Raw genomic sequence first — 22,446 nt, 5'->3', positions numbered from 1 at the left:
TGCATCGTCTCTCGCTCGCGAAGCCGTCGTCAGGAGTAGACCGTGCTGCAACCGCCGCATTCGTCCCTGCAGGTCGCTGCCGTTCCGGCCCCGCGGGTGCCAGCGCGAGACAGGGACCAAGACGCCCCGTGGCACACCGAGGCGGTGTGCCGGCGTGACGAGGCCGGCCTGTTCTTCGCCCCCTCCAAGGAACCGACCGCCGCGCGGCTGTCCCGGGAGGAAGCGGCGAAACGGGTCTGTGCCCGCTGCCCGGTGATGGTCGAGTGCCGGGAACACGCCCTGCTCCAGCCCGAGCCCTACGGCGTCTGGGGCGGCCTCACCGCCGCGGAACGCCGCGTGGTCCTGGCCCGGCGCCGCCGCCGCGACATGGAGCTGAAGAAGGCGGCCCGCCCGGCGAACCAGATAGCGGCGGCAGGCTGACGGCCGAGCAGTACGGCAAGGGCGTCCCCACCGCACCGGGGACGCCCTTTCGCTGTGCCGGCCTGCTTCTCCTCGGGGCTACTTCCCCTTGTCGAAGTCGATCGCGCTGTAGGCCCGCAGCTTGCTCAGCCGGTGCTCGGAGGAGATCCGGCGGACCGTGCCCGACCGCGAGCGCATCACGATCGAGTCGGTCGTGGCGGTCTCCGCCCGGTAGCGAACCCCCCGCAGCAGCTCCCCGTCGGTGATGCCGGTGGCCACGAAGAACACGTTCTCCCCGGTGACCAGGTCCTCGGTGGTCAGCACCCGGTCGAGATCGTGCCCCGCGTCGATCGCCCGCTGCCGCTCCTCGTCGTCCTTGGGCCACAGCTTGCCCTGGATCGTGCCGCCCAGGCACTTCACCGCGCACGCCGAGATGATGCCCTCCGGCGTACCGCCGATGCCGAGCAGCAGGTCGACGCCCGTGCCCTCGCGCAGCGCCAGGATCGAGCCGGCCACATCGCCGTCGGAGATCAGCCTGATGCGGGCCCCGGTGTCCCGGATCTCCTTGATGATGCCCTCGTGCCGCGGGCGGTCCAGGATCACCACCGTCACGTCCTCCGGCGCGGACCGCTTCGCCTTGGCGACCCGGCGGATGTTCACCGAGACCGGGGCGTTGATGTCGACGAAGTCGGCCGCCTCGGGCCCGGTGACGAGCTTGTCCATGTAGAAGACGGCGGACGGGTCGAACATGGACCCGCGCTCGGCGGCGGCCAGCACCGCGATCGCGTTGGTCATGCCCTTCGCGGTCAGCGTGGTGCCGTCGATCGGGTCGACGGCGATGTCGCACTCGGGCCCGGTCCCGTCGCCCACGCGCTCCCCGTTGAACAGCATCGGGGCTTCGTCCTTCTCGCCCTCGCCGATGACGACGACGCCGTTCATCGAGACGGTGGAGACGAGAGTGCGCATGGCACGCACCGCGGCGCCGTCGGCGCCGTTCTTGTCACCCCGCCCGACCCAACGGCCCGCGGCCATCGCCGCCGCCTCGGTGACCCGGACCAGTTCCAGGGCGAGGTTGCGGTCGGGGGCCTCGGAGGGCACATCGAGTTCGGACGGCAAGTGATGATGCTCGGTCATCGGAGCGCACCTTTCTGTACGACGACGGCCGGATGAGGGTTGCGTCGCCCGACTCTATCGCCGACCCCGCAAAATGAGCAGGGGCCCCCACGGATGAGCGCGGCAGGGACCTGCGACGATAGGGGCGTGGCAGGCACGAACGGCAAGCAGAAGACGGCGCGGGACATGATCCTCTCCATGGGAATCATCGTCCTGGTGGCGGGCTTCGTGTACCTCTTCATCCCGCACGACGACAGTGCGCCCGACGTCAAGCCCGTCGACTACCGGGTCGAGCTGCTCACGGCACGCCGCGCCGCCTCCTACCCGGTGGCCGCGCCCCAGGGCCTGCCCGGCGCGTGGAAGGCCACCTCCGTCCGCTTCGAGGGCGACCGGTTCGACGCCTGGCACCTCGGCTTCCACGATCCCGAGGGGGAGTACGTGGCGGTCGAGCAGTCCACTCAGCGGCGTCCCGTCTTCCTCGACGAGGCGACGCAGGGCGCGCGGGAGACCGGCAAGACCGAGAAGATCGGCGACGAGACCTGGATCCGCTACGAGGGCGGCCGGTACGACGCGCTGGTCCTCGAGGGCACCAAGGGCTCGACGACGGTCGTGACGGGCACCGCGTCGTTCGCACAGCTGACGAAGATGGCCGAGGCGCTGCGGACGAAGTGAACGCGCAGGAGAAAGGCCCCCGGCGGGTGCCGGGGGCCTTTGTCGTGTCCGTCGCTCAGACGGTCGAGACGACCTGGTCGAACTCCAGGCGCGGGGAGCGCGGGTGCCAGGCGTCCGGGCCGGGGCGGCCGATGTTGACGACCATCAGCGGGGTGTGGTCGTCGTCCAGGAACTCCTTGCGGATGCCCTCCAGGTCCGCGCCCGTCATCGGACCGGCGGCCAGGCCGGCCGCGCGCACGCCGATGATGAAGTAGGCGGCCTGCAGGCCGGCGTTCATCGCGGCGGCGCTCTCACGCACCGGGCGCTCGGTGAAGAAGGCGTCCCTGGCCTGCGGGAAGGCCGGGAACAGGTGCGGCAGCTCCTCGTGGAACTCGTTGTCCGCGGAGAGGATCGCCACCAGCGGGGCGCTCGCCGTCTTGGCCCGGTTGCCTTCGGCCATGTGCGCGAGCAGGCGCTCGCGGGCCTCCGGGGAGCGGACCAGGGTGATGCGCAGCGGGGTCTGGTTGAAGGCGGTCGGACCGTACTTGACCAGGTCGTAGATCGCCTGCACCTGCTCGTCGGTCACCGGCTCGTCGGTGAAGGTGTTGGCGGTGCGGGCCTCGCGGAACAGGAGGTCCTGGGCGGCGCGGTCAAGAGCGAGGGACATGGATGTACTTTCTCGTGTCCGGTCCGGAAGATCGGCTGACGGCTTCGACCGTACGCGAATGAAGTTCAACGTTCAACCAAAGTGGGGGTGTCATGTGCCACTCCCCGACCGACCGGTCCGGGTTACTCCGCGTCCTCGTGCTCCGCGGCCTCCTCCGCCAGCGCCGCGTCCAGCCGCGCCCGGGCCCCCTCCAGCCAGCGCCGGCACACCTTGGCCAGTTCCTCGCCCCGCTCCCAGAGCGCGAGGGACTCCTCCAGCGTCGTACCGCCCGCCTCCAGCCGCCGGACGACCTCGATCAGCTCGTCCCGCGCCTGCTCGTACCCGAGCGCCTCGCCGGCGCCCGGTGTCTCATCAACCTCGCTGGTCATCCACCCACCCTATGTGTCCACTCGTACGGAGAACTCACCCTCGGAGACCCGCGCGCGCAGGGCCTCGCCGGCCGCCACCTCGCCGGGGTCGCGGACCGCGTGCCCGTCCGCCTTCTGCAGCACCGCGTACCCGCGCTTCAACGTCGCGGCGGGGGAGAGGGCCACCACGCGCGCGTGCGTGTGCGTCAGCTCCGACTCGGCGCGGTCGAGCTGGTGCCGCAGGCAGCGCCGGCCCCGGTCGAGCAGGTCCGCCACCTGGTCGGCGCGCACGTCGATCATCCGGTGCGGATCCTCTATGGACGGCCGCGCGAGCGCGTGCGCCAGCCCGCGCTCCTCCCTGTCCACCAGCGCCGCCACGCACCGCCGCGCCCGGTCCCGCAGCAGCCGCACCCGCTCGTACTCCTCGCCGACGTCCGGCACGACCTTCTTGGCGGCGTCGGTCGGGGTGGAGGCGCGCAGGTCGGCGACGTGGTCCAGCAGCGGGTTGTCCGGCTCGTGCCCGATGGCGGACACCACGGGCGTACGGCACTGCGCGACCGTGCGGATCAGCTGCTCGTCGGAGAACGGCAGCAGGTCCTCCACGCTGCCGCCGCCCCGCGCGACGATGATCACGTCCACGTCGTCGATCGCGTCGAGCTCCTTCACGGCCTGCACGACCTGCGGCACGGCGTGCACGCCCTGCACGGCGACGTTGCGCACCTCGAAGCGCACCGCGGGCCAGCGGTGCCGGGCGTTCTCCAGCACGTCCCGCTCGGCGGCCGAGGCCCGTCCGCAGACCAGCCCGACCAGCTGCGGCAGGAACGGCAGCGGCTTCTTCCGCTCCGGCGCGAACAGCCCCTCCCGCGCAAGGGACTTCTTCAGCTGCTCCAGACGCGCGAGCAGTTCCCCGACCCCGACGGGCCGTATCTCGGCCGCCCGCAGCGACAGCTGCCCCCGCGGGGCGTACCACTCGGGCTTCGCGAGGACGACGACCCGGGCACCCTCGCTCACCACGTCCGCGACGGCGTCGAACACCTGCCGGTAGCAGGTGACGCTCACCGAGATGTCGTACGACGGGTCCCGCAGCGTCAGGAACACCACACCCGCACCCGGCCGCCGCGACAACTGCGTGATCTGCCCCTCGACCCACACCGCCCCGAGCCGGTCGATCCAGCCCCCGATGAGCCGCGACACCTCGCCGACGGGCAGCGGGGCTTCCGGAGTCGTGTTCACAGCCATGCCCGCGAGAGTAGTGGCCGTCGCTGACATCGCCGGACACCCGCCCGCTGCCGCATCACGCCCGGCCCCGGCGAGCGCGCCGCAGCGGCCGCCGTCCCGGTCGCGGATGTCGTGCCTCCGCTCCCGCCGTACGTCACTCGCGTCACACCATCTCGGTCTTCCCGGGGACTTCACCCACACACGATCTTCGACCCGCCGGACGCGGCCTTACGATGGGACGCATGTCTGCTTCGCCTGGCCGCCGTGTCCTGCTCGCCGCCCCCCGTGGCTACTGCGCGGGTGTGGACCGCGCCGTGATCGCCGTCGAGAAAGCCCTGGAGCAGTACGGCGCTCCGGTGTATGTCCGGCACGAGATCGTCCACAACAAGTACGTCGTGCAGACCCTGGAGAAGAAGGGCGCGATCTTCGTCGAGCGGACGGAGGAGGTCCCCCCGGGCAACATCGTGATGTTCTCGGCGCACGGGGTCGCCCCCGTCGTCCACGAGGAGGCCGAGCGCGGTCGCCTCGCCACCATCGACGCCACCTGCCCCCTGGTCACCAAGGTCCACAAGGAAGCCGTCCGCTTCGCGAGCGAGGACTACGACATCCTCCTGATCGGCCACGAGGGCCACGAAGAGGTCATCGGCACCTCCGGCGAGGCCCCCGACCACATCCAGCTCGTCGACGGACCGGGCGATGTGGCGAAGGTCGAGGTCCGTGACCCGTCCAAGGTCGTCTGGCTCTCCCAGACCACACTGTCCGTCGACGAGACCATGGAGACCGTCGACGCCCTGAAGGACAAGTTCCCGCAGCTCATCTCCCCGCCCAGCGACGACATCTGCTACGCCACGCAGAACCGCCAGCTGGCCGTGAAGCAGATGGGCGCCGAGTCGGAGCTGGTCATCGTGGTCGGCTCGCGCAACTCCTCCAACTCCAAGCGGCTCGTCGAGGTCGCCAAGATCGCCGGCGCCCGTGAGGCCTACCTCGTGGACTACGCCGACGAGATCGACGAGGCCTGGCTGGAGGGCGTGAGCACCGTCGGCGTCACCTCGGGCGCCTCCGTCCCGGAGGTCCTGGTCGAGCAGGTCCTGGAATGGCTGTCCCAGCGCGGCTACGAGGACGTCGAGATCGTCAAGGCGGCGGAGGAGTCCATCACGTTCTCCCTGCCCAAGGAGCTGCGCCGCGACCTGCGCGAGGAGGCCGTGGCCCTGGCCGCCGAGCGCGGCGGCGCCGGGACCGGTGAAAATTCCGGGCAGTGATCGGGAACAGGCCGGGCAGCACCGCCGTCCGGCCTGTGACCGTCAGTCGTTCGTCGTAGCGTAGGGCCATGCAGATCTTCGGAGTGGACATCGGCGGATCCGGGATCAAGGGTGCGCCGGTGGACCTGGACAAGGGCGACCTGGCGCAGGAGCGCCACAAGGTCCTCACCCCCCACCCGGCCACGCCCGACGCGGTGGCCGACGGCGTCAAGCAGGTCGTCGACCACTTCGGGTGGACGGGCCCGGTCGGGGTCACCTTCCCGGGCGTGGTCACCGACGGAGCCACGATCCGCACGGCGGCGAACGTCGACGACGGCTGGATCGACACCGACGCCCGCGCGCTGCTCGGCGAGCGGCTCGGCGGGCTGCCGGTGACGGTGGTCAACGACGCGGACGCGGCGGGTGTCGCCGAGATGCACTTCGGCGCCGGCCGCGACCGCCGGGGCACGGTGATCCTGCTGACCCTCGGCACGGGCATCGGCAGCGCGGTCTTCGTCGACGGTGTCCTCGTCCCCAACACCGAGCTGGGCCACTTGGAACTCGACGGGCACGACGCGGAGAAGCGGGCCTCCAGCAAAGCCCGTGAGGACCACGACATGACGTGGGAGCACTGGGCGGTACACCGCGTGCGCAAGTACCTCGCCCACGTCGAGATGCTGTTCTCGCCGGAGCTGTTCATCATCGGCGGCGGCGTCAGCCGCAAGTCCCACAAGTTCCTGCCCAGCATCGAGGGCATCAAGGCCGAGATCGTCCCGGCGCAGCTGCAGAACAACGCGGGCATCGTGGGCGCGGCGATGCGGGCGGCCGAGCGGTAGGGGCCGTTTCGTACGGGGTGTGTCACACCGGCGGCCGGGCCCCGGCCGTCCGCCGCCGGTGCACCAGCCGGATCCGCCGGACGATCACGATCAGCCCGGCGATCAGAGTCCCGGCGTACAGCCAGCCGGCCTGCGTGGCGAGCGCCGTCACCAGGCCCATCAGCGTACCGCCGGCCCCTCCCTCACCGTCGGCCACCGGCAGCAGCCCCACGACGAACGCGATCGGCACCACGACCGGCGCGGTCATCAGGTCACCCCGGCGCACCCAGAGGGCGGTCAGCACGCACACCGGCAGGAACAGCACGCCGTAGGCCGTCATGGACGCCCCGAACAGCGCCGAGCAGAGCGCGCCCAGCAGGAACATCACCACCGCGCAGAACAGCCCGCCGCCCAGGCCGGTCAGCCGGGGGTTCGGCAGCCGGCCGGCGGCGGGCGCCGGTGCGGGCAGGGGCCGTCGCACCTGCGCCGGGCGGCGCCGCGGCCCGGGCGCTCGCGCCGCACGCACGGGCTCGCCCCCCGCTCCCCGCCCCGCCTGGGACGGCACGGGTTGGCGGGGAGGCCCGGGCGGCCGGTCCCGTCGCGGTCCGTACTGGGGAGATCGCGTCCTGTATTGCTCCACCGCACCAACTTAGGTCGTTCAATATGCCGAATAGCCCTTCTGACACGCCGTCGGCCGCAGCTTGGCCAAGCGTTCGACACATCGCCGGGGCGGTTCCGGACACGCCGTAGACTGGTGGATCGGCCGGTCCCCTGGCCCCCTGGCCCTCCACTCACGGGAAGTCGCAACGTGTCGCTCACGATCGGAATCGTCGGTCTGCCGAATGTCGGCAAGTCGACCCTGTTCAACGCCCTGACCAAGAACGACGTGCTGGCGGCCAACTACCCGTTCGCCACGATCGAGCCCAACGTCGGCGTCGTCGGCGTGCCCGACCCCCGCCTGACGAAACTGGCGGAGATCTTCTCCTCGCAGCGGGTCCTTCCGGCCACGGTCGACTTCGTCGACATCGCCGGCATCGTGCGCGGCGCCTCCGAGGGGGAGGGCCTGGGCAACAAGTTCCTCGCGAACATCCGCGAGTCCGACGCGATCTGCCAGGTCATCCGTGCCTTCAAGGACGAGAACGTCGTGCACGTGGACGGCAAGGTCTCGCCCAAGGACGACATCGAGACGATCAACACCGAGCTGATCCTCGCCGACCTGCAGACCATCGAGAAGGTCCTGCCGCGCCTCCAGAAGGAGTCGCGCATCAAGAAGGACATCGCGCCGAAGGTCAAGGCCGTCGAGGAGGCCAAGGAGATCCTGGAGAAGGGCGACACGCTCTTCGTCCACGGCCTCGTCCAGGGCAGCGAGCGCGCCGAGCTCCTGCACGACCTGCACCTGCTCACCACCAAGCCGTTCCTCTACGTCTTCAACGTCGACGAGGACGAGCTGACCGATGAGGACTTCAAGAACGAGCAGCGGGCCCTGGTCGCCCCCGCCGAGGCGATCTTCCTCAACGCCAAGCTGGAGGCGGACCTCGCCGAGCTCGACGAGGACGAGGCGCTGGAACTCCTCCAGTCCGTCGGCCAGGAAGAGCCGGGCCTGGCGACCCTGGCCCACGTCGGCTTCCGCACGCTGGGGCTCCAGACGTACCTGACCGCCGGCCCCAAGGAATCCCGCGCCTGGACCATCAAGAAGGGCGCCACGGCCCCCGAGGCCGCCGGCGTCATCCACACCGACTTCCAGAAGGGCTTCATCAAGGCCGAGGTCATCTCCTTCGGCGACCTGGTGGAGACGGGCTCGGTGGCGGAGGCCCGCGCGAAGGGGAAGGCCCGGATGGAGGGCAAGGAGTACGTCATGCAGGACGGGGATGTGGTGGAGTTCCGGTTCAACGTGTGAGCGGATGAAACAACACCACGTTGGCGACCTGGCAAACATGCAGGTCAAGTGGGGTCGGCTCCTCCGGGTGCCGGCCCCTTGCTGTTTCCCGTGCTGGGATGGTGCTGGGTTTTTTGGTTGTCCGTCACCTTATTGGCTCTGTTTGAGGCGGCCGTGAGTGGTGCGTTATCCGGTACCACTTGAGGTAGGGAGCCGGCTTATGTCGGTTACTCGAGCGAAGCCCGCAAGGCTCACTTTCCGCTGATCAAGAAGGTCAACGACGACCACGAGGCCATCGAGATCGTCTCCAAGCATGGCAACGCAGTGCTTGCCTCGGCCGAGGACTACGCGGCGCTGCGCGAGGGCTCGTACCTGCTGCGCTCGCCTGTGAACGCACGGCGACTGCTCAAGGCGTACGAGAATGCCCTCAACGTCAATGTGTCGGAGCGCGAGCTGATCGATCCAGATGTGGCGGATGTTGCTACCGGTGCCGCGTGAGGCTTGTCTTCGAGGATCAGGGCTGGGAGGACTACACGTCTTGGCTCAAGGGCGACCCCTCCACGGGGATCGGCAAGCCCGAGTCCTTGAAGTACTTCTTGCCAGGGGCGTGGTCGAGACGGATCGACGATGAACACCGCCTTGTGTACCTGGTCACGGACAAGTAGATAGTGATCCTCGCGGCTCGCCCTCAGTACTGAACGCAGGTGTCCGTTGTGCATTGCCGGTCTCGGCGTTCCGTGCAGACGAGGGTGAGTGGATCACACGGCAGCGAGGCTAGCGGTCGCACTGGTCAGCTCCCGCAGCTTTTCGCGTGTCTCGGCATCGGTTGAGTACACCACCGTGCCGATCATTCCCCGCGTCAGCAGCACCTTGTACGTGTTGCGGATCAGCCGGTCCACATCGGCGTCCGGGGTGGACTTCTTGAAGACCGGATCCTTGGACGCTGAACGATCGGTGACCCAGCGGTCGCCGCGCCACACCAGGTCGGGACCTATAATGACGCCACTCCAGTCGTATTCGAAGCCCTGCGCGGTGTACACGCAGCCCACTTGCCCGAAACCGGCCGGATCGGTTGCCCACAGCGCGGCCGGAGGCGCGCCCCCGACGGACCGATCACCGAAGACGTTCCAGGGCCGTTCCCACTCCCCGATGACGACGTCCGCGGGCAGTGCCTGCCCGGGTGGCACCTTCTTCGTCCACTTCCAGCAGTAGCCTGCGGACATACGCGCGCTGTACCCCTGCGAGCGGCGGTTGTCGAGGAACGCCTCCAACTCCTGAGGGCTGTCTGCGACCGTGAGGTGCATCTTGTCGTCGGGTTCCCATTCCACCGGGCCGCCTGGCTCAAGGCCCAACAGCCGTACCACCCAGCGCAGATATGCGTCGCTGCCACCGCAACGGAACTGGCTGTCCAGCGGCACCACCCGACATTGGAGCCCCTTCTGCGCGGCGGCTGCCTTGATCTCCGCGACCGTGCCCATTTCGCCGGGCCGAACGACCTGATGCTCGTCGAGTAGGAAGACCGGTACGCGTGCCGCGTCGATAAGTTCCTCGATCTGGGCTTTGCCGGTGCGGTTCGACGCCGGTGTGTAGCGGTTGGCCGATGTCTCCCGGATGCGATGGGCCTCGTCGCAGATCAGGACATCGAGGCTGTTGCGCTCGGCGGTCATGAAGCTGTTGAAGTATTTGAAAAGGTCCTGCACCTCACGCTTCCGGGCCCCAGCGACCTTCCTCATGGTCGTCGTGAACGAGTTGGAGCCCGTCGCGTGCAGCGCGGTGGTGCCCTGCCGGTACAGCTCACCGAGGAGCGACAAGGCGATGACACTCTTGCCGGTGCCGGGCCCGCCGGTGACGATCACGACCTCCTTGTGGTCGGATTGCTTGGCGCGGCGGACGGCATTCAGGACAGTGCGGTACGCGATCTGCTGCTCGTCCAGCAGGACGAACTGCTCGCGTTCACGAACCTCTTGGGCAGCCACCGCCATGAGTTGCTTGGATGGCCCGATCTTCCCGTTGACGAGCTCGTCCGCGGCCGGAGCACCTGACTTCGGCGCCAGCTTCGCACGCAGATAGGCGATGAACTCGCTGCGTCGCGCACCGATGAAGAGCTGGCCGTACTGGTCTTGCTCCGCCTCGAAAAGCCCACCGACGCCAAACTCGGTGGCGTTGTGCAGGTATGCGGCGCCGTTGACGCGTTCCGGGTGCTTGGCCAGGGCTTCGTTGAAGGAGACGAGGTACTCGCAGTAGCCGCGTACCTGGTCGACTGGATTCAGTACCGCCCGAGCGTAGGAGTCGATGCGGCACAGCGACGGATCGTCGTCGTCCGGCTCCGCGCTGCTCCACTGCTTCAGCTCCACGATGACGTAAGACGGCAGCCCGGTCTTGGGGTGCACACCGGCCAGCACGGCATCGGCCCGCTTGCTGTTCAGCGGCAGTCCGTATTCCAGGAGCACCTCCACCTGCCCGAGACCGGCATCGTTGAGCGCGCTCGCGAGCACGGGGATGCTCCGCTCCCACGAGCGGACTTCGGACGGACCGGGCTTGTGGCCGTGCACGTGCACGAACTGCTCCGTCAAGCGGAAGAAGAGGGCACCGGAGTGGCACTCGGCGGCGACCGCTGCGGCAGAGTCGCGGAACAGCAAGACAGGCCCCCAGGCAGCACGAAGAATCTCGTGCGGGTGGGGGCATGTCCTTCGTGACTCCGCCAGGCGGAGCGGAAGCCCGGCGGGCCGCAGCTACGTCGGGATCAAGGTTACCCGTGCCGTCTGCGGTAGGCAGGTGGCAGCTGTGATCCTTCAGCGGTGAGCTTCGGCTGGGCGCCGTCGTAGTGCTGCATGCCGATGGCGCCTGTGATGAGCCGGCGCAGTTCGTTGTGTGTCGCCGGGTCGACCGCGTAGACCACGGTGCCGACCACGCCGCGGGTGAGGAGCACGTGGTAGGCGTTGAGGACGCACCGGGTGACGATCGCGTCGTCGATTGGGCTCCGGAAGGCGGGATCGCAGGAAGCACTCCGGTCCACCTTGAACTTCCCCTCACGGAAGAGCAGATCGGGTCCGATGATGACGCCGTTCCAGTCGTACTCGAAGGTCTGTGCTGTATAGACGCAGCCGATCTGGTCGACACCACGGCGATCGGTCGACCACAGGTCCGACCGTGGTGCGTTCGGGACGCTGTGCTCCGGCTTCACGTTCCAAGGCCGGCGCCAGTCCCCGATGTGTACGTCGTCGACAAGCTGTTCTCCGTCCGGGTTGCTCCACGGCCAGCAGAAGCCCGCGGTGATACGGGCCGTGGCCCCTTCCCAATGGCGCTCCCGGATGAACCGCTCCATCTGCTCGGGGGAGTCGGCGACCGTCAGCGTCATCCTCCCGTCCGGTCGCCAGGCCACCGGATCGGAGGCGTCAAGGCCCAGCAGTTGTTGGACCCAGCGCTGGAACCGCTTGCTGCCGCCGGCTCGGAACGTGCCCTCCAGATCGGTCACTTCGACATCGCAGCCCATGTCCTCGGCGAGCTCTTTGAGATACGTGGCAGTGCCCACCTCGTCCGGGCGGATCGACTGATGATCGTCGAGCAGGAAGATCGGTACTTTCGCGGCTCTTATCAGCTCGGTTGCCTGCGGCCGGTCGTCGTCTCGCAGATTCCTCGGCATCCAACGGTATGTCGAGCTGCGTCGCATGCGGTGCGCCTCGTCGCAGATGAGGACATCGATGCTGTCCGGTGGGCTCTCGCTGAAGCTGTTGAAATAGCGGTACAGCCTGTTGGCTGCGCGGCGCTTGTCCGCTGTCCGCCCTCGGCGGGCCGTGCTAAGCATGATCTCGCGCAGAGTCTCCGTGTAGGCGTGAGAGCCGCTTGCCAGCACGGCTTCGCGGCCCTTGAGCCCGAGGGCACGCTGCAACTCGAGGGCCACTGCGCTCTTGCCGCTGCCAGGGCCGCCCCGCAGGATGTAGACGCGCTTGACGCCCGCATCGGGAGCCGGGCTGTGGGCGGCTTCGGCGTCGTAGAACAACCCGACGTCGAAGCCGGTGAAGTGGGTGGTCTTCTCCAGGTGCCGGGTGATCCGGTCGACCGCGACGTACTGTTCGTCGAGGAGCGTAAGACCGCCACCGACGACAGAGCGCTGACGGGCCACATCGGTGACCTTGAGTAACGGGTCCTGACGGGCCTGCTCCAGTGCGGATGCCGCTCGTTTCCCGGACGCGGCAGCGAATCTCGAAGTAAGTACTCGTCGGAAGCGCGCCAGATCATCGAGCGTGTAGAGGAAGCCGTGGTCGGTCTCGGGCAGACCGAACAGCGCCTCCACGTCCGCGTCACGTGCGTTGTGGAGTAATGCCACACCCATCAACTGGTCCTCGTTCTCACGAAGATGGGGTAGGTAGCGCACCATGTACTCGCAGTAGCGCTGGACCTGCCGCACCGGATGCAGCTTGTTCTTTCCGTCGCCGAACCCGAGATCGACGGCGATGGGGCACAGAGGGTCCACCGTGGCGTGCCGTACCTGCTTCAGCTCAACCGCAAGGTAGGAATCCGTCCCCGTGCCGGGGTGTCGGCCGCACAGCACCAGGTCGACGGCGGAGTTGGTGTGCGGCAGGTCGACCTCGACCTGCACCTCGACTTCGTCGAGGCCGCAGTCCAGCAGAGCCTTGACCACTACGGGGACGCTGTTGTTCCAGGAAGCGATGTCTCCCTGGCCGGCCGCTCCTCCCTTGAGCCGGGAATGCTCGTGAATCAGTTGCTCGGTGAGCGGAAGGTGCGAAGATCCGGCTCGGGCCACGATGAGTCGGCCGAGCTCGGCTGCGGACAGTTGCAGGAGCACGAAGGGTCCCCAGGCACGAAATGACTCGTGCGGGTGGGGGCATGTCCTTCGTGACTTCGCCGAAGCGGAGCGGAAGCCCGTCGGGCCGCAATGACGTTCTGCAGATTACCCGGCCGCAAATGAAGGTGGGCGGGCCCCTGGAGGCCCGCCCACCGCCCGGCTCAGCCGAGGCGGTGCACCACGACCTGTGCCAGAGCCCACGTCAGGTTCGAGCCGAGGCCCGCCGCGATGCCAACCAGGACATCACGGACCCAGGTGCGGCGCTTGGGCATGTACTCGACGGCAACCACAGGAATGCGTCCCCTTCGGTTTGATCGGTGACGGCGCCGGATGGCTCCCGCCGGGAGCACACCATGGAGCTGCGTCACCGAACCGAAGGGCATTGCGTACTCCCCGGGTCACGTCGCGTACACCCTCCGGGGAGGGCACGCGGTGCATGGCAACGGTAGTCCACAACTGGGCAGCGTGGGCAGGGAGTTAACACACAGGCATAGTAGGCGTACGTGTTCTGTGCCCGGCCGAGCCACTCCTCGATGGAGGAGGACTCAGGCGGCATCAGGGGCTCGCGGGAGAACACCAGGGTGGACAGGACGCGGGACATGCGTCCGTTGCCGTCCTTCCACGGGTGGATCTTGACGAGGTTGAGGTGGGTCCCAGCGGCGCGGACGTGGACGGGGGCGTCGAGGTCGCCTTCGTTGAGCCAGTCGATGAACTCTGACATCACGGGCCCGTCACGCCAGTGGGCGGGGTGCTTCCGCCGCGCGGCCGGAGAGCTGGGATGCCGCGTTCGATGTGCTGGCCGCGGCGCTGCCCGCCGACCGCGCCAGCGTGCTGGTCATCGACGAGGTGCCGTATCTGATGGATACCGATGGCGTCTTCGAGGGGATGCCAACGGGCCTGGGACCGGGTGCTGGAAGCCAAGCCCGTGCTGCTGGTCCTCATCGGCTCCGATCTGTCGATGATGGAGGCGTTGAACAGCTACGGGCGGCCCTTCCACCAGCGCGGCCGGGAGATGGTTCTGGGACCGCTCAACCCCGCCGAGGTGGGGCAGATGCTCGGGCTGGATCCGGCGGAAGCCTTCGACGCCGCGCTGGTCACCGGCGGGCTGGCGCGTACGGTGTTGGCGGCCATCGACAGTGGCGAGCGGACCTTCACCAACATCGCCCGTGCCGCCGGCGGGATCGGGGCCACGCCCCTGCAGCGGGCGCTGGAGCTGCTCACGGACAAGCGGATCGTCTCCGCGGAGCTGCCCGTGTCGCTGCGTCCGTCGAACGATCGCCGCTACCGGGTGACAGATCCCTACCTGCGGTTCTGGCTGCACCTGCTCGGCCCGTCCATGGAGGAGATCGAGCGGGGGGCGGGGCGGTCTGACCTCGGCGCGTATCCGGGAGAACTGGACCAGCTGGCGCGGCCGAGACGTCGAGCCCCTTGTCCGCGAGGCCCTGGCGCGGCTACTGCCCGATGACAGGCTGCCCGTGGCCCCCGCGGTGGGCGGCTACTGGACGCGTACCAACGACGTCGAGATCGATATCGTCGGGGCGGACCGCGCCCCCATCGCCAAGGAGCTGCTCTTCGTGGGCTCCATCAAGTGGCTGGAGCAGTCCCCCTTCGACCGGCACGACCTGGCAGCTCTCCATCGCCACCGGGCCGCCCTCACCGGCGAACCCGTTCCGGTCGTGGCGGTTTCGCGCAGCGGCGTCGATTGTCCGGGTCTCGATGCCGCATGCGGCCCCGGTGATCTGCTCACCGCCTGGCCGTTGTGAGTGGCGGATCGCGGGTGAGGCGCGGGAGTCGGTGGGCTCCGTCTCCTCCGGGGGGCGGCTCGCCTTCCTGCCTGCCCCTGTACATCGAGCCGCGCTCACGTCCTGCGTGAGCGCTCGTGCCGGGACCAGCGGGTGGCGGCCATGGCGGTGGCCGCGGCCAGAGCGAGCAGGGCGAGGAGTGCTCGTTTTCTGCGGTCCGGGGCGTGTGGGGGGTGTCGGGGTGGGTCCGGCCGGCGGGAGAGGTCACGGCTGATCCGCTGCCAGACGCGTTCCGGGGGTGTCGTCGGCAGGTCCACGAGCTGCGCGGTGCGGGCCGCCGTCACCAGGCGGGCCAGTGCACGGAGTTCGTCGTGGCAGCGGTCGCAGTGCTGGATGTGACGCAGGGCCTCGGTGTCGGCGTCGGTCGGGGTGGCGTTGCGCAGCGCCAGTTCCACGAGGTGCGCGCGCTCTACGTGGGCCACTGCGCCCTCCGGGGTTCGACGGGCTCCGCCGTGACGGCGAGGTTCCGGCGCAAAGGCGGGGGTGGAAGGTCGTCCTTCGGTACGGTGACCTGGGAGGCGACGTGGTGGTTCACCGGCTCGCCCCCCGCTCGGCGCACCGCGACGCGGCCTTCGCGCCGCGCGTCGTGCAGCGCCGGGAACTCACCGAGGCCTCCGGGGCCCGGGTCGACGTGCGCGACGGGCGCGGACGATCCCCGGCTACCGCCCGGCACGGGGCCGCAGCCGTACCGGCCGACCGCGGAAGGGGCGTCGGGGACGGCCCTGCCCGCCTGGTCCGTCACACGCACCAGGCAGATCCGGGCGTCGCGGGCGGTGTGGGGAACGGGAACGAGCACGCGCTGGGGCGGTGGATGGTCCGCTGCGCCGGGTGCTGATGTCGGGCCCGCTGTGTCCCCGCGTTGCGACGGCGCGGCCGCGAAGTCGGCCCGAAGTGCGGCCGGTTGGTACGACCGGCCCGGAGAACCGAGGACGGCTGCCGGAGCGGCAGCCGCCACGATCGGTCCGGGCAGCCGTCGCGTGCCGTCAGCCACGCCGGCGGGCGACGCGGCGGGCGACCCGGCGGGCCGCCGGCACGCCCGTCACCGCGACCGCTCCGGCCCCGGCGGCCCAGGCCGGCCCCAGGTCGGAGGAGTTCGGCGCGACGGCTGCACCGCTGCCGCCCGCGGAGACGCCACGGGGTGACGACGCCGTGCCGCTGAACGTCTGGGTCGCCAGGGCCAGGTTCTTGTCCTCGGCGCTGCCCCAGGCGTAGACGACGGTGCCGGTGCCCTCGCCGAGCTTCAGGTCGGCCGGGCCGATGGCCACGGTGTCCGTACCGGCGAGCACCACATCGGTGTTGACCGTGCCCGCGTCGACCTCGGCGGTGGCCTCCTTCGGGTTGGTCAGGCCGGTGAAGACCGGCTGTCCGCCGGCCCGGACGTCGACGGCGGGCGCGGCAGCGACATGGCGGACCGTCAGACGGGACGTGCCGGCATCGACCCGGGAGACGTCGTTGGTGAAGGCCGTCAACTCCGGTGAGCCGTCGGCGGAGAGGTGGGCGGCGACCGTGGCGTTCGCACCCTCGGGCACCTCGATCTTCTTCTCCAGGGCGGCAGTTCCGCCGGGGCCCTGGCCCGCTTCGAAGATCTGGATGTCGTAGGTCCCGGCGGTGAGGGACAGGGGGTCCGTCACCGTGCCGGGCTTGAAGTCGCCGATCAGTTCGTCGCCGTTGGCGTACACGTCCACGGTCATGCCGGGGATGCCGTGGAAGACGGACACCTCGGCCGTGTCCTGCTGACCGGCCAGGGCGGGCGCGGACACGCCGAGGGCCAGAGCGAAGGCACCGGCCGAGGCGGCGAGGGCGAGGCGGGTGTGGGAGGTCATGGGAATCATCCCTTCGAAATCCCTTTGAAGGGGGCTCCGTACGGTGCGGAGTCTCGGTGCTGTTTCAGGTGTGGGGGCCGCCGTGGATGCGCGTACGGCGGCACCGCTACAGGTCCGTGTCGGGGGCCGGGGGCTGCTCGATCACCATGCGCAGCCGGTGCAGGCCGCGGCGGGCGTGGCTCTTGACGGTCCCCAGGGGCATGCCGGTCTGTTCCGCGATCTGCGCCTGGGTCAGGTCCTCGTAGAAGGCCATGCACAGCACCTCCCGTTGGTGGCGCGGCAGCCGTGCCAGGGCGTCGACTAGCAGCACCCGGTCCAGGACGCGGTCCGGGGCCGCCTCGTCGGGCCCGGTGGTGTCCGCGTCGCGGCCGGCCGAGTCGATGAGCGTCAGGCGCCTCGTCCGGGCGGCCAGGGCGTCGACGATCTTGCGGCGCGTGATGCCGACCAGCCAGGCGCCGAGCGGACCGCGTTCGGGGCGGAACCCGGCCCGGCCGTGCCAGGCGCCGAGGAAGACCTGCTGGGTCACGTCCTCCGCCTCGTAGGTGTCGCCGAGCACTCGGGTGGCCATGGTGTGGACGAGCGTGCCCCAGCGCCGGTAGATCGCGGCGAACGCCTCCTCGTCGTCGGCGGCGAGGCCACGGGCCAGTTCCTCCTCGTACCGCGTCTCCTCCGCGGGTGCGGCGGGGGCGGTGAGTGGCGTGTTCGTGATCATGGCCTGGTTCCTCCTGCAGTGCGTCGTGCGGGGACGGAAGGCCGTCTGCCGAACCGCACCGGTCGCGCTGTGCCGAGCCGCGACCATGCGCTCGAAACCAGTGTTCGGCGCACAAACGACGCACCTCAACATGCGTCGTTTGTGCGTCGTACAGTCGGGGGTATGGGAGTACACGAACGGGACAGTCAGGGCCCCCGGCGCGCGAGCGCATCTGCCGGTGGCGGGCTGACCACCGGGGAGGTGGCCAGGCGGCTGGGGGTCGCTCCCACCACGGTCCGCACCTGGGACCGGCGCTACGGCCTCGGGCCCGACGCGCACACCGGTGGCCGGCACCGGCGGTGGGCCCCCGCGGACGTGGCCAGGCTGGAGCGGATGTGCGCCCTGACGGCGACCGGGATACCGCCCGCCGAGGCGGCGCGCACGGTGCTCGGCGAAGCGACGCCGCAGGCCGCCCCGGCCGGGCGGACGCCTGGGCCTGCCCGAGCCCGCGAGGAGGCGACCGCAGAGGCGGCCGCGGGCCGGCGGGCCGCCGGCCCGTCGCCGCGACCGTCCGCCCGTGCCCGCAGCCGGGCGGGCAGCGGGCTGCGCCTCGGTGATGTGCGTCAGGAGTGCAAGGGCATCGCCCGTGCCGCCCTTCGCCTCGACGCCGCCGCCTTGGACGAACTGCTCGAGACCGCGATCGACGAGCACGGGCTGGTCGCCGCCTGGACCGAGGTGATCATGCCGACTCTCCAGGCGGTCGGCCGCAAGTGGGAGGGCTCGGGCGAGAAGTACGTCGAGGTCGAGCACTTCCTGTCCTGGCACGTCTCCGGCGCGCTGCGGCGCGGCGCCCCGCCCGCGGCGGCCGACGGCCCGGGCACGACCACCGTGCTCGCGTGCGTGCCGGGGGAGAACCACACGCTGCCCCTGGAGGTGCTGGCCGCCGCGCTCGCCGAACGCGGGCTGCCGGTGCGCATGTTCGGCGGCGCCCTGCCCGTGGAGTCACTGGTCACGGCCGTCCGCAGAACGGGACCGGCGGCGGTGGGTCTGTGGGCACAGTCCCGGACGACCGCCAGCCGGCCGCTCGCCCAGCACGTGGCCGCGATGGAGTGGGGAGTGCGGGGCGCCCGCCGCAAGCCGGTCGTCCTGACGATCGGACCCGGCTGGACCGGCCGGACCGTCACCGGCCTGCCGCGTCCGACGGGACTGGCCGAGGCCGTCGCGGTCCTGGAGTCGGTCGTGTCGCGGTAGCTCCGGCAGGCTGCATCCGAACACGGCCGTCACCCCGAAACGGTGAACGGAACACAGGACACAGCCGAGCGGGTGGCCGGGAGCGGAGAGCGGATGAGCGGCGCGTGGTGGGCCCGGTGACCCCGGAACCTGTCGGCACGCCGGACGTGGTGATCGTCGGGGGCGGTGCCGCCGGCCTCAGTCTCGCCTACCGGCTGGCCGAGACCGGCGCCGCGACCGTGACCGTCGTGGAGCCGCCGGACGGCCCCGCACGTCCGGCGGAGCGGACCTGGTGCTACTGGGACCAGGGCGACGGCGACTTCGACGAAGCGGTCACCGCAAGCTGGCCCCTGCTGCGGGTGCACGGCCCCGACGGCAGCCCGCTCACCGTCGATCCGGCCCCCTCGCGCTACCGCATGGTCCGTTCCGCGGCGTTCGAACGGCTCGTGCACGCACGGCTGGCGCGTTCCCCCGGCGGGCGGCTGCTGCGCGCGACGGCGGACACGGTGCGCGACGTGCCCGGAGGCGCGGAGGTCCGCTGCACGGCACCCGGCGGCAGGACGCTGACGCTGCGCTCCCGGTACGTGTTCGACTCGCGGCCGCTGCCCGCCCTGCCGCCGGCCCGGACGCACCTGCTGCAGCACTTCCGCGGCTGGTTCGTGCGCACCCGCGCCGACCGGTTCGACCCGGCGGTCGCCGACCTCATGGACTTCCGGGTGCCCCAGCCGCGGCACGGGCTCGCCTTCGGCTACGTCCTGCCGCTGGGCCCGGACCGGGCCCTCGTCGAGTACACGGAGTTCTCCCGTGCCCCGCTGACCACCGCGGCCTACGAGGCGGCGCTCGGCCACTACGCCCGCGGGGTGCTGCGCCTGGGTGGGTTCAGCGTGGAGAGGGCCGAGCAGGGCGTCATTCCCATGACCGACGCCCGCTTCCCCCGGCGGGCCGGGGCGGCCGTCTTCCGCATCGGGACGGCGGGCGGTGCGACCCGCCCCGCCACCGGCTACACCTTCGCGGCGGTACAGCGGCACAGCGGGGCCATCGCGGCCGCCCTGCGGGACGGCCGCGCCGCCGTGCCCGCACCGCACGGGAGGCGGGCGCTCGCCATGGACGCGGTGCTGCTGCGGGCCCTGGACACCGGGCGGATCGACGGCCCCGCGTTCTTCACCGGCCTGTTCCGCCGGACCCCGGCACAGCGCCTGCTGCGTTTCCTCGACGGCGCCACCTCGGTCCGGGAGGAGTGGGGCATCGGACTGCGCACCCCGGTGGGCCCGATGCTCCGCACCGCGCTCGAAGTGCCCTTCCTGCCCCGCCGCACCCACCCCGCCCCAGGAACCGGAGAGAACCCCCGATGACCCTGCTGCGCGACCACGACCTGGCACGCGCCTTCGACCACGCGTCCCGCACCTACGACCGCCTCACCGGCCTCAACCCGGGCTACCGCGCGGACCTGCTGCGCTCGGCCCGCCGGCTCGGGCTCCCCGGGGACGGGGCCGGCCTGCACCTGCTCGATCTCGGCTGCGGCACCGGCGCCTCCACCCGGGCCCTGCTGCGGGCCGCACCCCGCGCGCGGATCACCGCCGTGGACGCCTCGGCGGGCATGCTGCGCCGGGCGCTCGCCAAGCCGTGGCCCGACGGAGTGCGCTTCCTCCACCTGAGCGCCGAGGAACTCGACGCGGCCGCGGAAGGGCCCTTCGACGCGGTCTTCGCCGCCTACCTGTTCCGCAACGTCTCCGATCCGGACGACGTCCTCCGCACGGTGCGGACGCTGCTGCGCCCGGGCGGGCGGCTCGCCGTCCACGAGTACAGCCTCGGTGGCTCCCCGGCGCACCGGGCGCTGTGGACGGCCGTGTGCCGGGGAGTGATCATCCCGGCGGGCACGCTCACCGGTGACCGGGCCCTGTACCAGCACCTGTGGCACAGCGTCCTCGACTTCGACACCGCTCCCGTCTTCACCGGGCGGCTGACGCGGGCCGGATTCACGGGTGCGCGGGCCCTTCCCCTCGCCGGATGGCAGACCGGCATCACGCACACGTTCGTCGCCCTCGCCGGATCCGCCGACGCCGTGGAGACCACCCGATGAGCACCCGCATCGCCGCCCGCGGAGGCGGAGAAGGCCGCCCGCTGAGCACCCGCCCGGCCGCCCGCCGCGGGCGGGACCGCAAGGCCGAGGTCCTGATGCCCGTGCCCGGCCGGGACCGGTTCGCGCGCGGGGACGCCCCGTCCGTCGCCGTGGTGGGCGGCGGCATCGCCGGTCTCGCCGCCGCCACCGGACTGGCCGAACGCGGCGCCCGGGTGACCCTCTACGAACGGGAGGAGTCCCTCGGCGGCCGCCTCGCCGGTCACCGCACCCGGCTGGCCGACGGCTCCGAGGTGACCATGAGCCGCGGCTTCCACGCCTTCTTCCGCCAGTACTACAACCTGCGCGGCCTGCTGCGGCGCACCGACCCCGCCCTCGCCCGCCTCACCCCGCTGCCCGACTACCCCCTGCGGCACAGCGGCGGACTGACCGACAGCTTCGCCCGCGTCCCGCGCACCCCACCCCTCAGCGCCCTCGGCTTCGTCGCCCTCAGCCCCACCTTCGGCCGGCGCGACCTCGCCGCCCTGGACGCCCGGGCGGCACTGCCCCTCCTGGACGTGCGCGTACCCGACGTGTACGCACGCTTCGACCAGGTCAGCGCGACCGCCTTCCTCGAACGCGTCCGCTTCCCCGAGGCCGCGCACCACCTGGCGTTCGAGGTGTTCTCACGCAGTTTCTTCGCCGACCCGCGCGAACTCTCCGCCGCCGAACTGATGGTGATGTTCCACATCTACTTCCTCGGCTCCTCGGAGGGACTGCTCTTCGACGTGCCCGACGAACCCTTCCCGCAGGCCCTGTGGGAGCCGCTCGCCGACTACCTCCGGCGCCTGGGCGCGACCGTCCGCACCGGCACTCCCGTGCAGGGCGTGGAGCCCTCCGGCACCGGGGGAGCCGAGGTGCGCACCGGCACCGGCACCGGCCGGCACGACGCGGTGGTGCTCGCCCTCGACACCGCAGGACTGCGCCAGGTCGTCGCCGCCTCGCCCCGCCTGGGCACCGCCCCCTGGCGCGAGGACGTCGCCGCCCTGCGCACCGCCCCGCCGTTCCTCGTCTCGCGGCTCTGGCTCGACCGGCCGGTCCGCGCCGGCCGGCCCGGCTTCCTCGGCACCAGCGGCTACGACGGCCTGGACAACATCAGCGTCCTGGAACGCTACGAGGGCGAGGCCGCCCGCTGGGCCGCGAAGAACGGCGGTTCGGTCGTGGAACTGCATGCCTACGCCGTCCCCGCCGGCACGGACCCGGAGACCGTGCAGGACGCGCTGCTCGGGCAGTTGCGGCGGGTGTACCCGGAGACCCGCCTGGCGCGCGTCGTCGACGCCCGGCACGAGTGGCGCTCGGACTGCCCGCTCTTCCCGGTCGGCACCCACCACCGGCGCCCCACCGTACGGACCCCTCACCCGTGGCTGATGCTGGCCGGCGACGGACTCCGCTGCGACCTGCCGGTGGCCCTGATGGAACGCGCCACCACCACCGGCTTCCTGGCGGCCAACGCACTGCTCGCCGGGTGGGGAATCCGCGGCCAGGTGCTGTGGAGCGTGCCCCGGGCGGGACGCTCCCGGGTGCTGCGGGCACTGGGCGCGCTCGCGGAACGTCCGCCGCGCCGGTGACGCCCGGCCACAGGACGGGCCCGGGACGACCCCCAAGGGCACCGGACAGGCCGGGGACGACCCCCAAGGGCACCGGACAGGCCGG

23 protein-coding genes and 2 pseudogenes are annotated in these 22,446 nt (G+C 70.9%); 12 read left to right on the top strand and 13 right to left on the bottom strand.

The annotated features are described in order from the left end of the window. Positions 1-42: 42 nt before the first annotated feature. A complete protein-coding gene (locus IO24_RS40385) occupies positions 43-420 on the top strand; it encodes a WhiB family transcriptional regulator (RefSeq protein ID WP_031132581.1) in 378 nt (125 codons plus the stop codon). A gap of 78 nt (positions 421-498) precedes the next feature. On the opposite strand, the gene glpX is transcribed toward IO24_RS40385, so the two are convergent. Continuing rightward, the gene (glpX, locus tag IO24_RS0105890; RefSeq protein ID WP_031132579.1) at positions 499-1,533 is read right to left on the bottom strand and encodes a class II fructose-bisphosphatase; all 1,035 of its coding nucleotides are present in this window, start codon (positions 1,531-1,533) and stop codon (positions 499-501) included. Positions 1,534-1,659: 126 nt separating this feature from the next. On the opposite strand from glpX, the gene IO24_RS0105885 reads away from it, so the two are divergent. Further along, a complete protein-coding gene (locus tag IO24_RS0105885) occupies positions 1,660-2,184 on the top strand; it encodes a DUF4245 domain-containing protein (RefSeq protein WP_031132577.1) in 525 nt (174 codons plus the stop codon). 55 nt (positions 2,185-2,239) lie between these two features. Here IO24_RS0105885 and IO24_RS0105880 read toward each other — a convergent pair whose 3' ends face one another. The 3 genes from IO24_RS0105880 to xseA all read right to left on the bottom strand — a co-directional run bounded on the left by IO24_RS0105880 (position 2,240) and on the right by xseA (position 4,416). Continuing rightward, a complete protein-coding gene (locus tag IO24_RS0105880) occupies positions 2,240-2,830 on the bottom strand; it encodes a malonic semialdehyde reductase (RefSeq protein WP_031132575.1) in 591 nt (196 codons plus the stop codon). Positions 2,831-2,952: 122 nt separating this feature from the next. Continuing rightward, a complete protein-coding gene (locus IO24_RS0105875; protein ID WP_031132573.1) occupies positions 2,953-3,198 on the bottom strand; it encodes an exodeoxyribonuclease VII small subunit in 246 nt (81 codons plus the stop codon). A 9-nt stretch (positions 3,199-3,207) separates the two neighbouring features. Then, complete coding sequence (gene xseA, locus IO24_RS0105870) at positions 3,208-4,416, bottom strand: exodeoxyribonuclease VII large subunit (RefSeq protein ID WP_031132570.1); 1,209 nt, start codon at positions 4,414-4,416, stop codon at positions 3,208-3,210. 212 nt (positions 4,417-4,628) lie between these two features. Between xseA and IO24_RS0105865 the strand changes: the two genes are divergently transcribed. Continuing rightward, a complete protein-coding gene (locus IO24_RS0105865) occupies positions 4,629-5,654 on the top strand; it encodes a 4-hydroxy-3-methylbut-2-enyl diphosphate reductase (RefSeq protein ID WP_078898888.1) in 1,026 nt (341 codons plus the stop codon). Positions 5,655-5,722: 68 nt separating this feature from the next. Beyond that, the gene (ppgK, locus tag IO24_RS0105860; RefSeq protein ID WP_031132566.1) at positions 5,723-6,469 is read left to right on the top strand and encodes a polyphosphate--glucose phosphotransferase; all 747 of its coding nucleotides are present in this window, start codon (positions 5,723-5,725) and stop codon (positions 6,467-6,469) included. Between the two features lie 22 nt (positions 6,470-6,491). Here the strand turns inward: ppgK and IO24_RS0105855 are convergent, their stop codons facing one another. Continuing rightward, a complete protein-coding gene (locus tag IO24_RS0105855) occupies positions 6,492-7,088 on the bottom strand; it encodes a DUF6542 domain-containing protein (RefSeq protein WP_031132564.1) in 597 nt (198 codons plus the stop codon). Positions 7,089-7,256: 168 nt separating this feature from the next. On the opposite strand from IO24_RS0105855, the gene ychF reads away from it, so the two are divergent. From ychF to IO24_RS42695, 3 genes and pseudogenes are all read left to right on the top strand, one after another. Beyond that, positions 7,257-8,345, top strand: coding sequence for a redox-regulated ATPase YchF (gene ychF, locus IO24_RS0105850; RefSeq protein ID WP_031132562.1), 1,089 nt, complete (start codon positions 7,257-7,259; stop codon positions 8,343-8,345). Positions 8,346-8,555: 210 nt separating this feature from the next. Continuing rightward, positions 8,556-8,822, top strand: a pseudogene (locus tag IO24_RS0105845) (type II toxin-antitoxin system Phd/YefM family antitoxin); the annotation flags it as partial. Next, positions 8,819-8,989, top strand: coding sequence for a Txe/YoeB family addiction module toxin (locus IO24_RS42695; protein ID WP_078898890.1), 171 nt, complete (start codon positions 8,819-8,821; stop codon positions 8,987-8,989). The pseudogene IO24_RS0105845 and the gene IO24_RS42695, both read left to right, overlap by 4 nt. A 93-nt stretch (positions 8,990-9,082) precedes the next feature. Here IO24_RS42695 and IO24_RS0105835 read toward each other — a convergent pair whose 3' ends face one another. From IO24_RS0105835 to IO24_RS47320, 4 genes are all read right to left on the bottom strand, one after another. Next, on the bottom strand, positions 9,083-10,963 hold the full coding sequence (locus IO24_RS0105835; protein ID WP_031132558.1) for a DUF2075 domain-containing protein: 1,881 nt from the start codon (positions 10,961-10,963) through the stop codon (positions 9,083-9,085). 110 nt (positions 10,964-11,073) lie between these two features. Beyond that, complete coding sequence (locus IO24_RS0105830; protein ID WP_031132556.1) at positions 11,074-13,131, bottom strand: DUF2075 domain-containing protein; 2,058 nt, start codon at positions 13,129-13,131, stop codon at positions 11,074-11,076. A 161-nt stretch (positions 13,132-13,292) separates the two neighbouring features. Next, on the bottom strand, positions 13,293-13,421 hold the full coding sequence (locus IO24_RS46205) for a DUF6408 family protein (protein WP_234335152.1): 129 nt from the start codon (positions 13,419-13,421) through the stop codon (positions 13,293-13,295). Between the two features lie 74 nt (positions 13,422-13,495). Beyond that, positions 13,496-13,852 (bottom strand): Fic family protein, encoded by a 357-nt coding sequence (locus IO24_RS47320; protein ID WP_338055529.1) that lies wholly within the window; start codon positions 13,850-13,852, stop codon positions 13,496-13,498. Positions 13,853-13,884: 32 nt separating this feature from the next. On the opposite strand from IO24_RS47320, the pseudogene IO24_RS40380 reads away from it, so the two are divergent. Continuing rightward, a pseudogene (locus IO24_RS40380) lies at positions 13,885-14,894 on the top strand (ATP-binding protein); the annotation flags it as partial. 95 nt (positions 14,895-14,989) lie between these two features. Here IO24_RS40380 and IO24_RS41950 read toward each other — a convergent pair. From IO24_RS41950 to IO24_RS0105795, 4 genes are all read right to left on the bottom strand, one after another. Continuing rightward, on the bottom strand, positions 14,990-15,355 hold the full coding sequence (locus IO24_RS41950; RefSeq protein ID WP_051905861.1) for a hypothetical protein: 366 nt from the start codon (positions 15,353-15,355) through the stop codon (positions 14,990-14,992). Next, positions 15,343-15,729: a sortase family protein gene (locus tag IO24_RS41945; protein ID WP_051905860.1), complete on the bottom strand. Its 387-nt coding sequence runs from the start codon at positions 15,727-15,729 to the stop codon at positions 15,343-15,345. Before IO24_RS41945 ends, IO24_RS41950 begins: the two co-directional genes overlap by 13 nt. A 187-nt stretch (positions 15,730-15,916) precedes the next feature. Then, positions 15,917-16,756 (bottom strand): DUF4397 domain-containing protein, encoded by an 840-nt coding sequence (locus IO24_RS0105800; RefSeq protein ID WP_031132551.1) that lies wholly within the window; start codon positions 16,754-16,756, stop codon positions 15,917-15,919. A 106-nt stretch (positions 16,757-16,862) separates the two neighbouring features. Further along, positions 16,863-17,468, bottom strand: a complete 606-nt coding sequence (locus IO24_RS0105795; RefSeq protein ID WP_031132549.1) for a sigma-70 family RNA polymerase sigma factor — start codon at positions 17,466-17,468, stop codon at positions 16,863-16,865. A 162-nt stretch (positions 17,469-17,630) separates the two neighbouring features. Between IO24_RS0105795 and IO24_RS0105790 the strand changes: the two genes are divergently transcribed. The 4 genes from IO24_RS0105790 to IO24_RS0105775 all read left to right on the top strand — a co-directional run bounded on the left by IO24_RS0105790 (position 17,631) and on the right by IO24_RS0105775 (position 22,361). Then, positions 17,631-18,698: a MerR family transcriptional regulator gene (locus tag IO24_RS0105790; protein ID WP_031132547.1), complete on the top strand. Its 1,068-nt coding sequence runs from the start codon at positions 17,631-17,633 to the stop codon at positions 18,696-18,698. A gap of 116 nt (positions 18,699-18,814) precedes the next feature. Beyond that, positions 18,815-20,029 (top strand): FAD-dependent oxidoreductase, encoded by a 1,215-nt coding sequence (locus IO24_RS0105785; RefSeq protein WP_031132544.1) that lies wholly within the window; start codon positions 18,815-18,817, stop codon positions 20,027-20,029. Beyond that, positions 20,026-20,757, top strand: coding sequence for a class I SAM-dependent methyltransferase (locus IO24_RS0105780; protein ID WP_031132542.1), 732 nt, complete (start codon positions 20,026-20,028; stop codon positions 20,755-20,757). Before IO24_RS0105785 ends, IO24_RS0105780 begins: the two co-directional genes overlap by 4 nt. Beyond that, positions 20,754-22,361: an FAD-dependent oxidoreductase gene (locus tag IO24_RS0105775; RefSeq protein WP_078898892.1), complete on the top strand. Its 1,608-nt coding sequence runs from the start codon at positions 20,754-20,756 to the stop codon at positions 22,359-22,361. The genes IO24_RS0105780 and IO24_RS0105775 overlap by 4 nt, the downstream gene beginning before the upstream one ends. Positions 22,362-22,446: the final 85 nt, after the last annotated feature.

It is taken from the genome of Streptomyces flavovariabilis (genome assembly GCF_000725785.1).
GTDB classification, from domain to species: domain Bacteria; phylum Actinomycetota; class Actinomycetes; order Streptomycetales; family Streptomycetaceae; genus Streptomyces; species Streptomyces hawaiiensis.
Note: the sequence above shows the minus strand (reverse complement) of the source record. Positions and strands in the feature narration are given on the sequence as shown.

What these genes read in the sequence shown, in the direction of transcription:
- IO24_RS0105775 (WP_078898892.1), top strand. Translation starts at nt 20,754, where the DNA reads ATGAGCACCCGCATCGCCGCCCGCGGAGGCGGAGAAGGCCGCCCGCTG.
- IO24_RS47320 (WP_338055529.1), bottom strand. Translation starts at nt 13,852, where the DNA reads ATGTCAGAGTTCATCGACTGGCTCAACGAAGGCGACCTCGACGCCCCC.
- glpX (WP_031132579.1), bottom strand. Translation starts at nt 1,533, where the DNA reads ATGACCGAGCATCATCACTTGCCGTCCGAACTCGATGTGCCCTCCGAG.
- IO24_RS0105880 (WP_031132575.1), bottom strand. Translation starts at nt 2,830, where the DNA reads ATGTCCCTCGCTCTTGACCGCGCCGCCCAGGACCTCCTGTTCCGCGAG.
- IO24_RS0105790 (WP_031132547.1), top strand. Translation starts at nt 17,631, where the DNA reads ATGGGAGTACACGAACGGGACAGTCAGGGCCCCCGGCGCGCGAGCGCA.
- IO24_RS0105780 (WP_031132542.1), top strand. Translation starts at nt 20,026, where the DNA reads ATGACCCTGCTGCGCGACCACGACCTGGCACGCGCCTTCGACCACGCG.
- IO24_RS0105795 (WP_031132549.1), bottom strand. Translation starts at nt 17,468, where the DNA reads ATGATCACGAACACGCCACTCACCGCCCCCGCCGCACCCGCGGAGGAG.
- xseA (WP_031132570.1), bottom strand. Translation starts at nt 4,416, where the DNA reads ATGGCTGTGAACACGACTCCGGAAGCCCCGCTGCCCGTCGGCGAGGTG.
- IO24_RS0105800 (WP_031132551.1), bottom strand. Translation starts at nt 16,756, where the DNA reads ATGACCTCCCACACCCGCCTCGCCCTCGCCGCCTCGGCCGGTGCCTTC.
- IO24_RS0105865 (WP_078898888.1), top strand. Translation starts at nt 4,629, where the DNA reads ATGGGACGCATGTCTGCTTCGCCTGGCCGCCGTGTCCTGCTCGCCGCC.
- IO24_RS0105875 (WP_031132573.1), bottom strand. Translation starts at nt 3,198, where the DNA reads ATGACCAGCGAGGTTGATGAGACACCGGGCGCCGGCGAGGCGCTCGGG.
- ppgK (WP_031132566.1), top strand. Translation starts at nt 5,723, where the DNA reads ATGCAGATCTTCGGAGTGGACATCGGCGGATCCGGGATCAAGGGTGCG.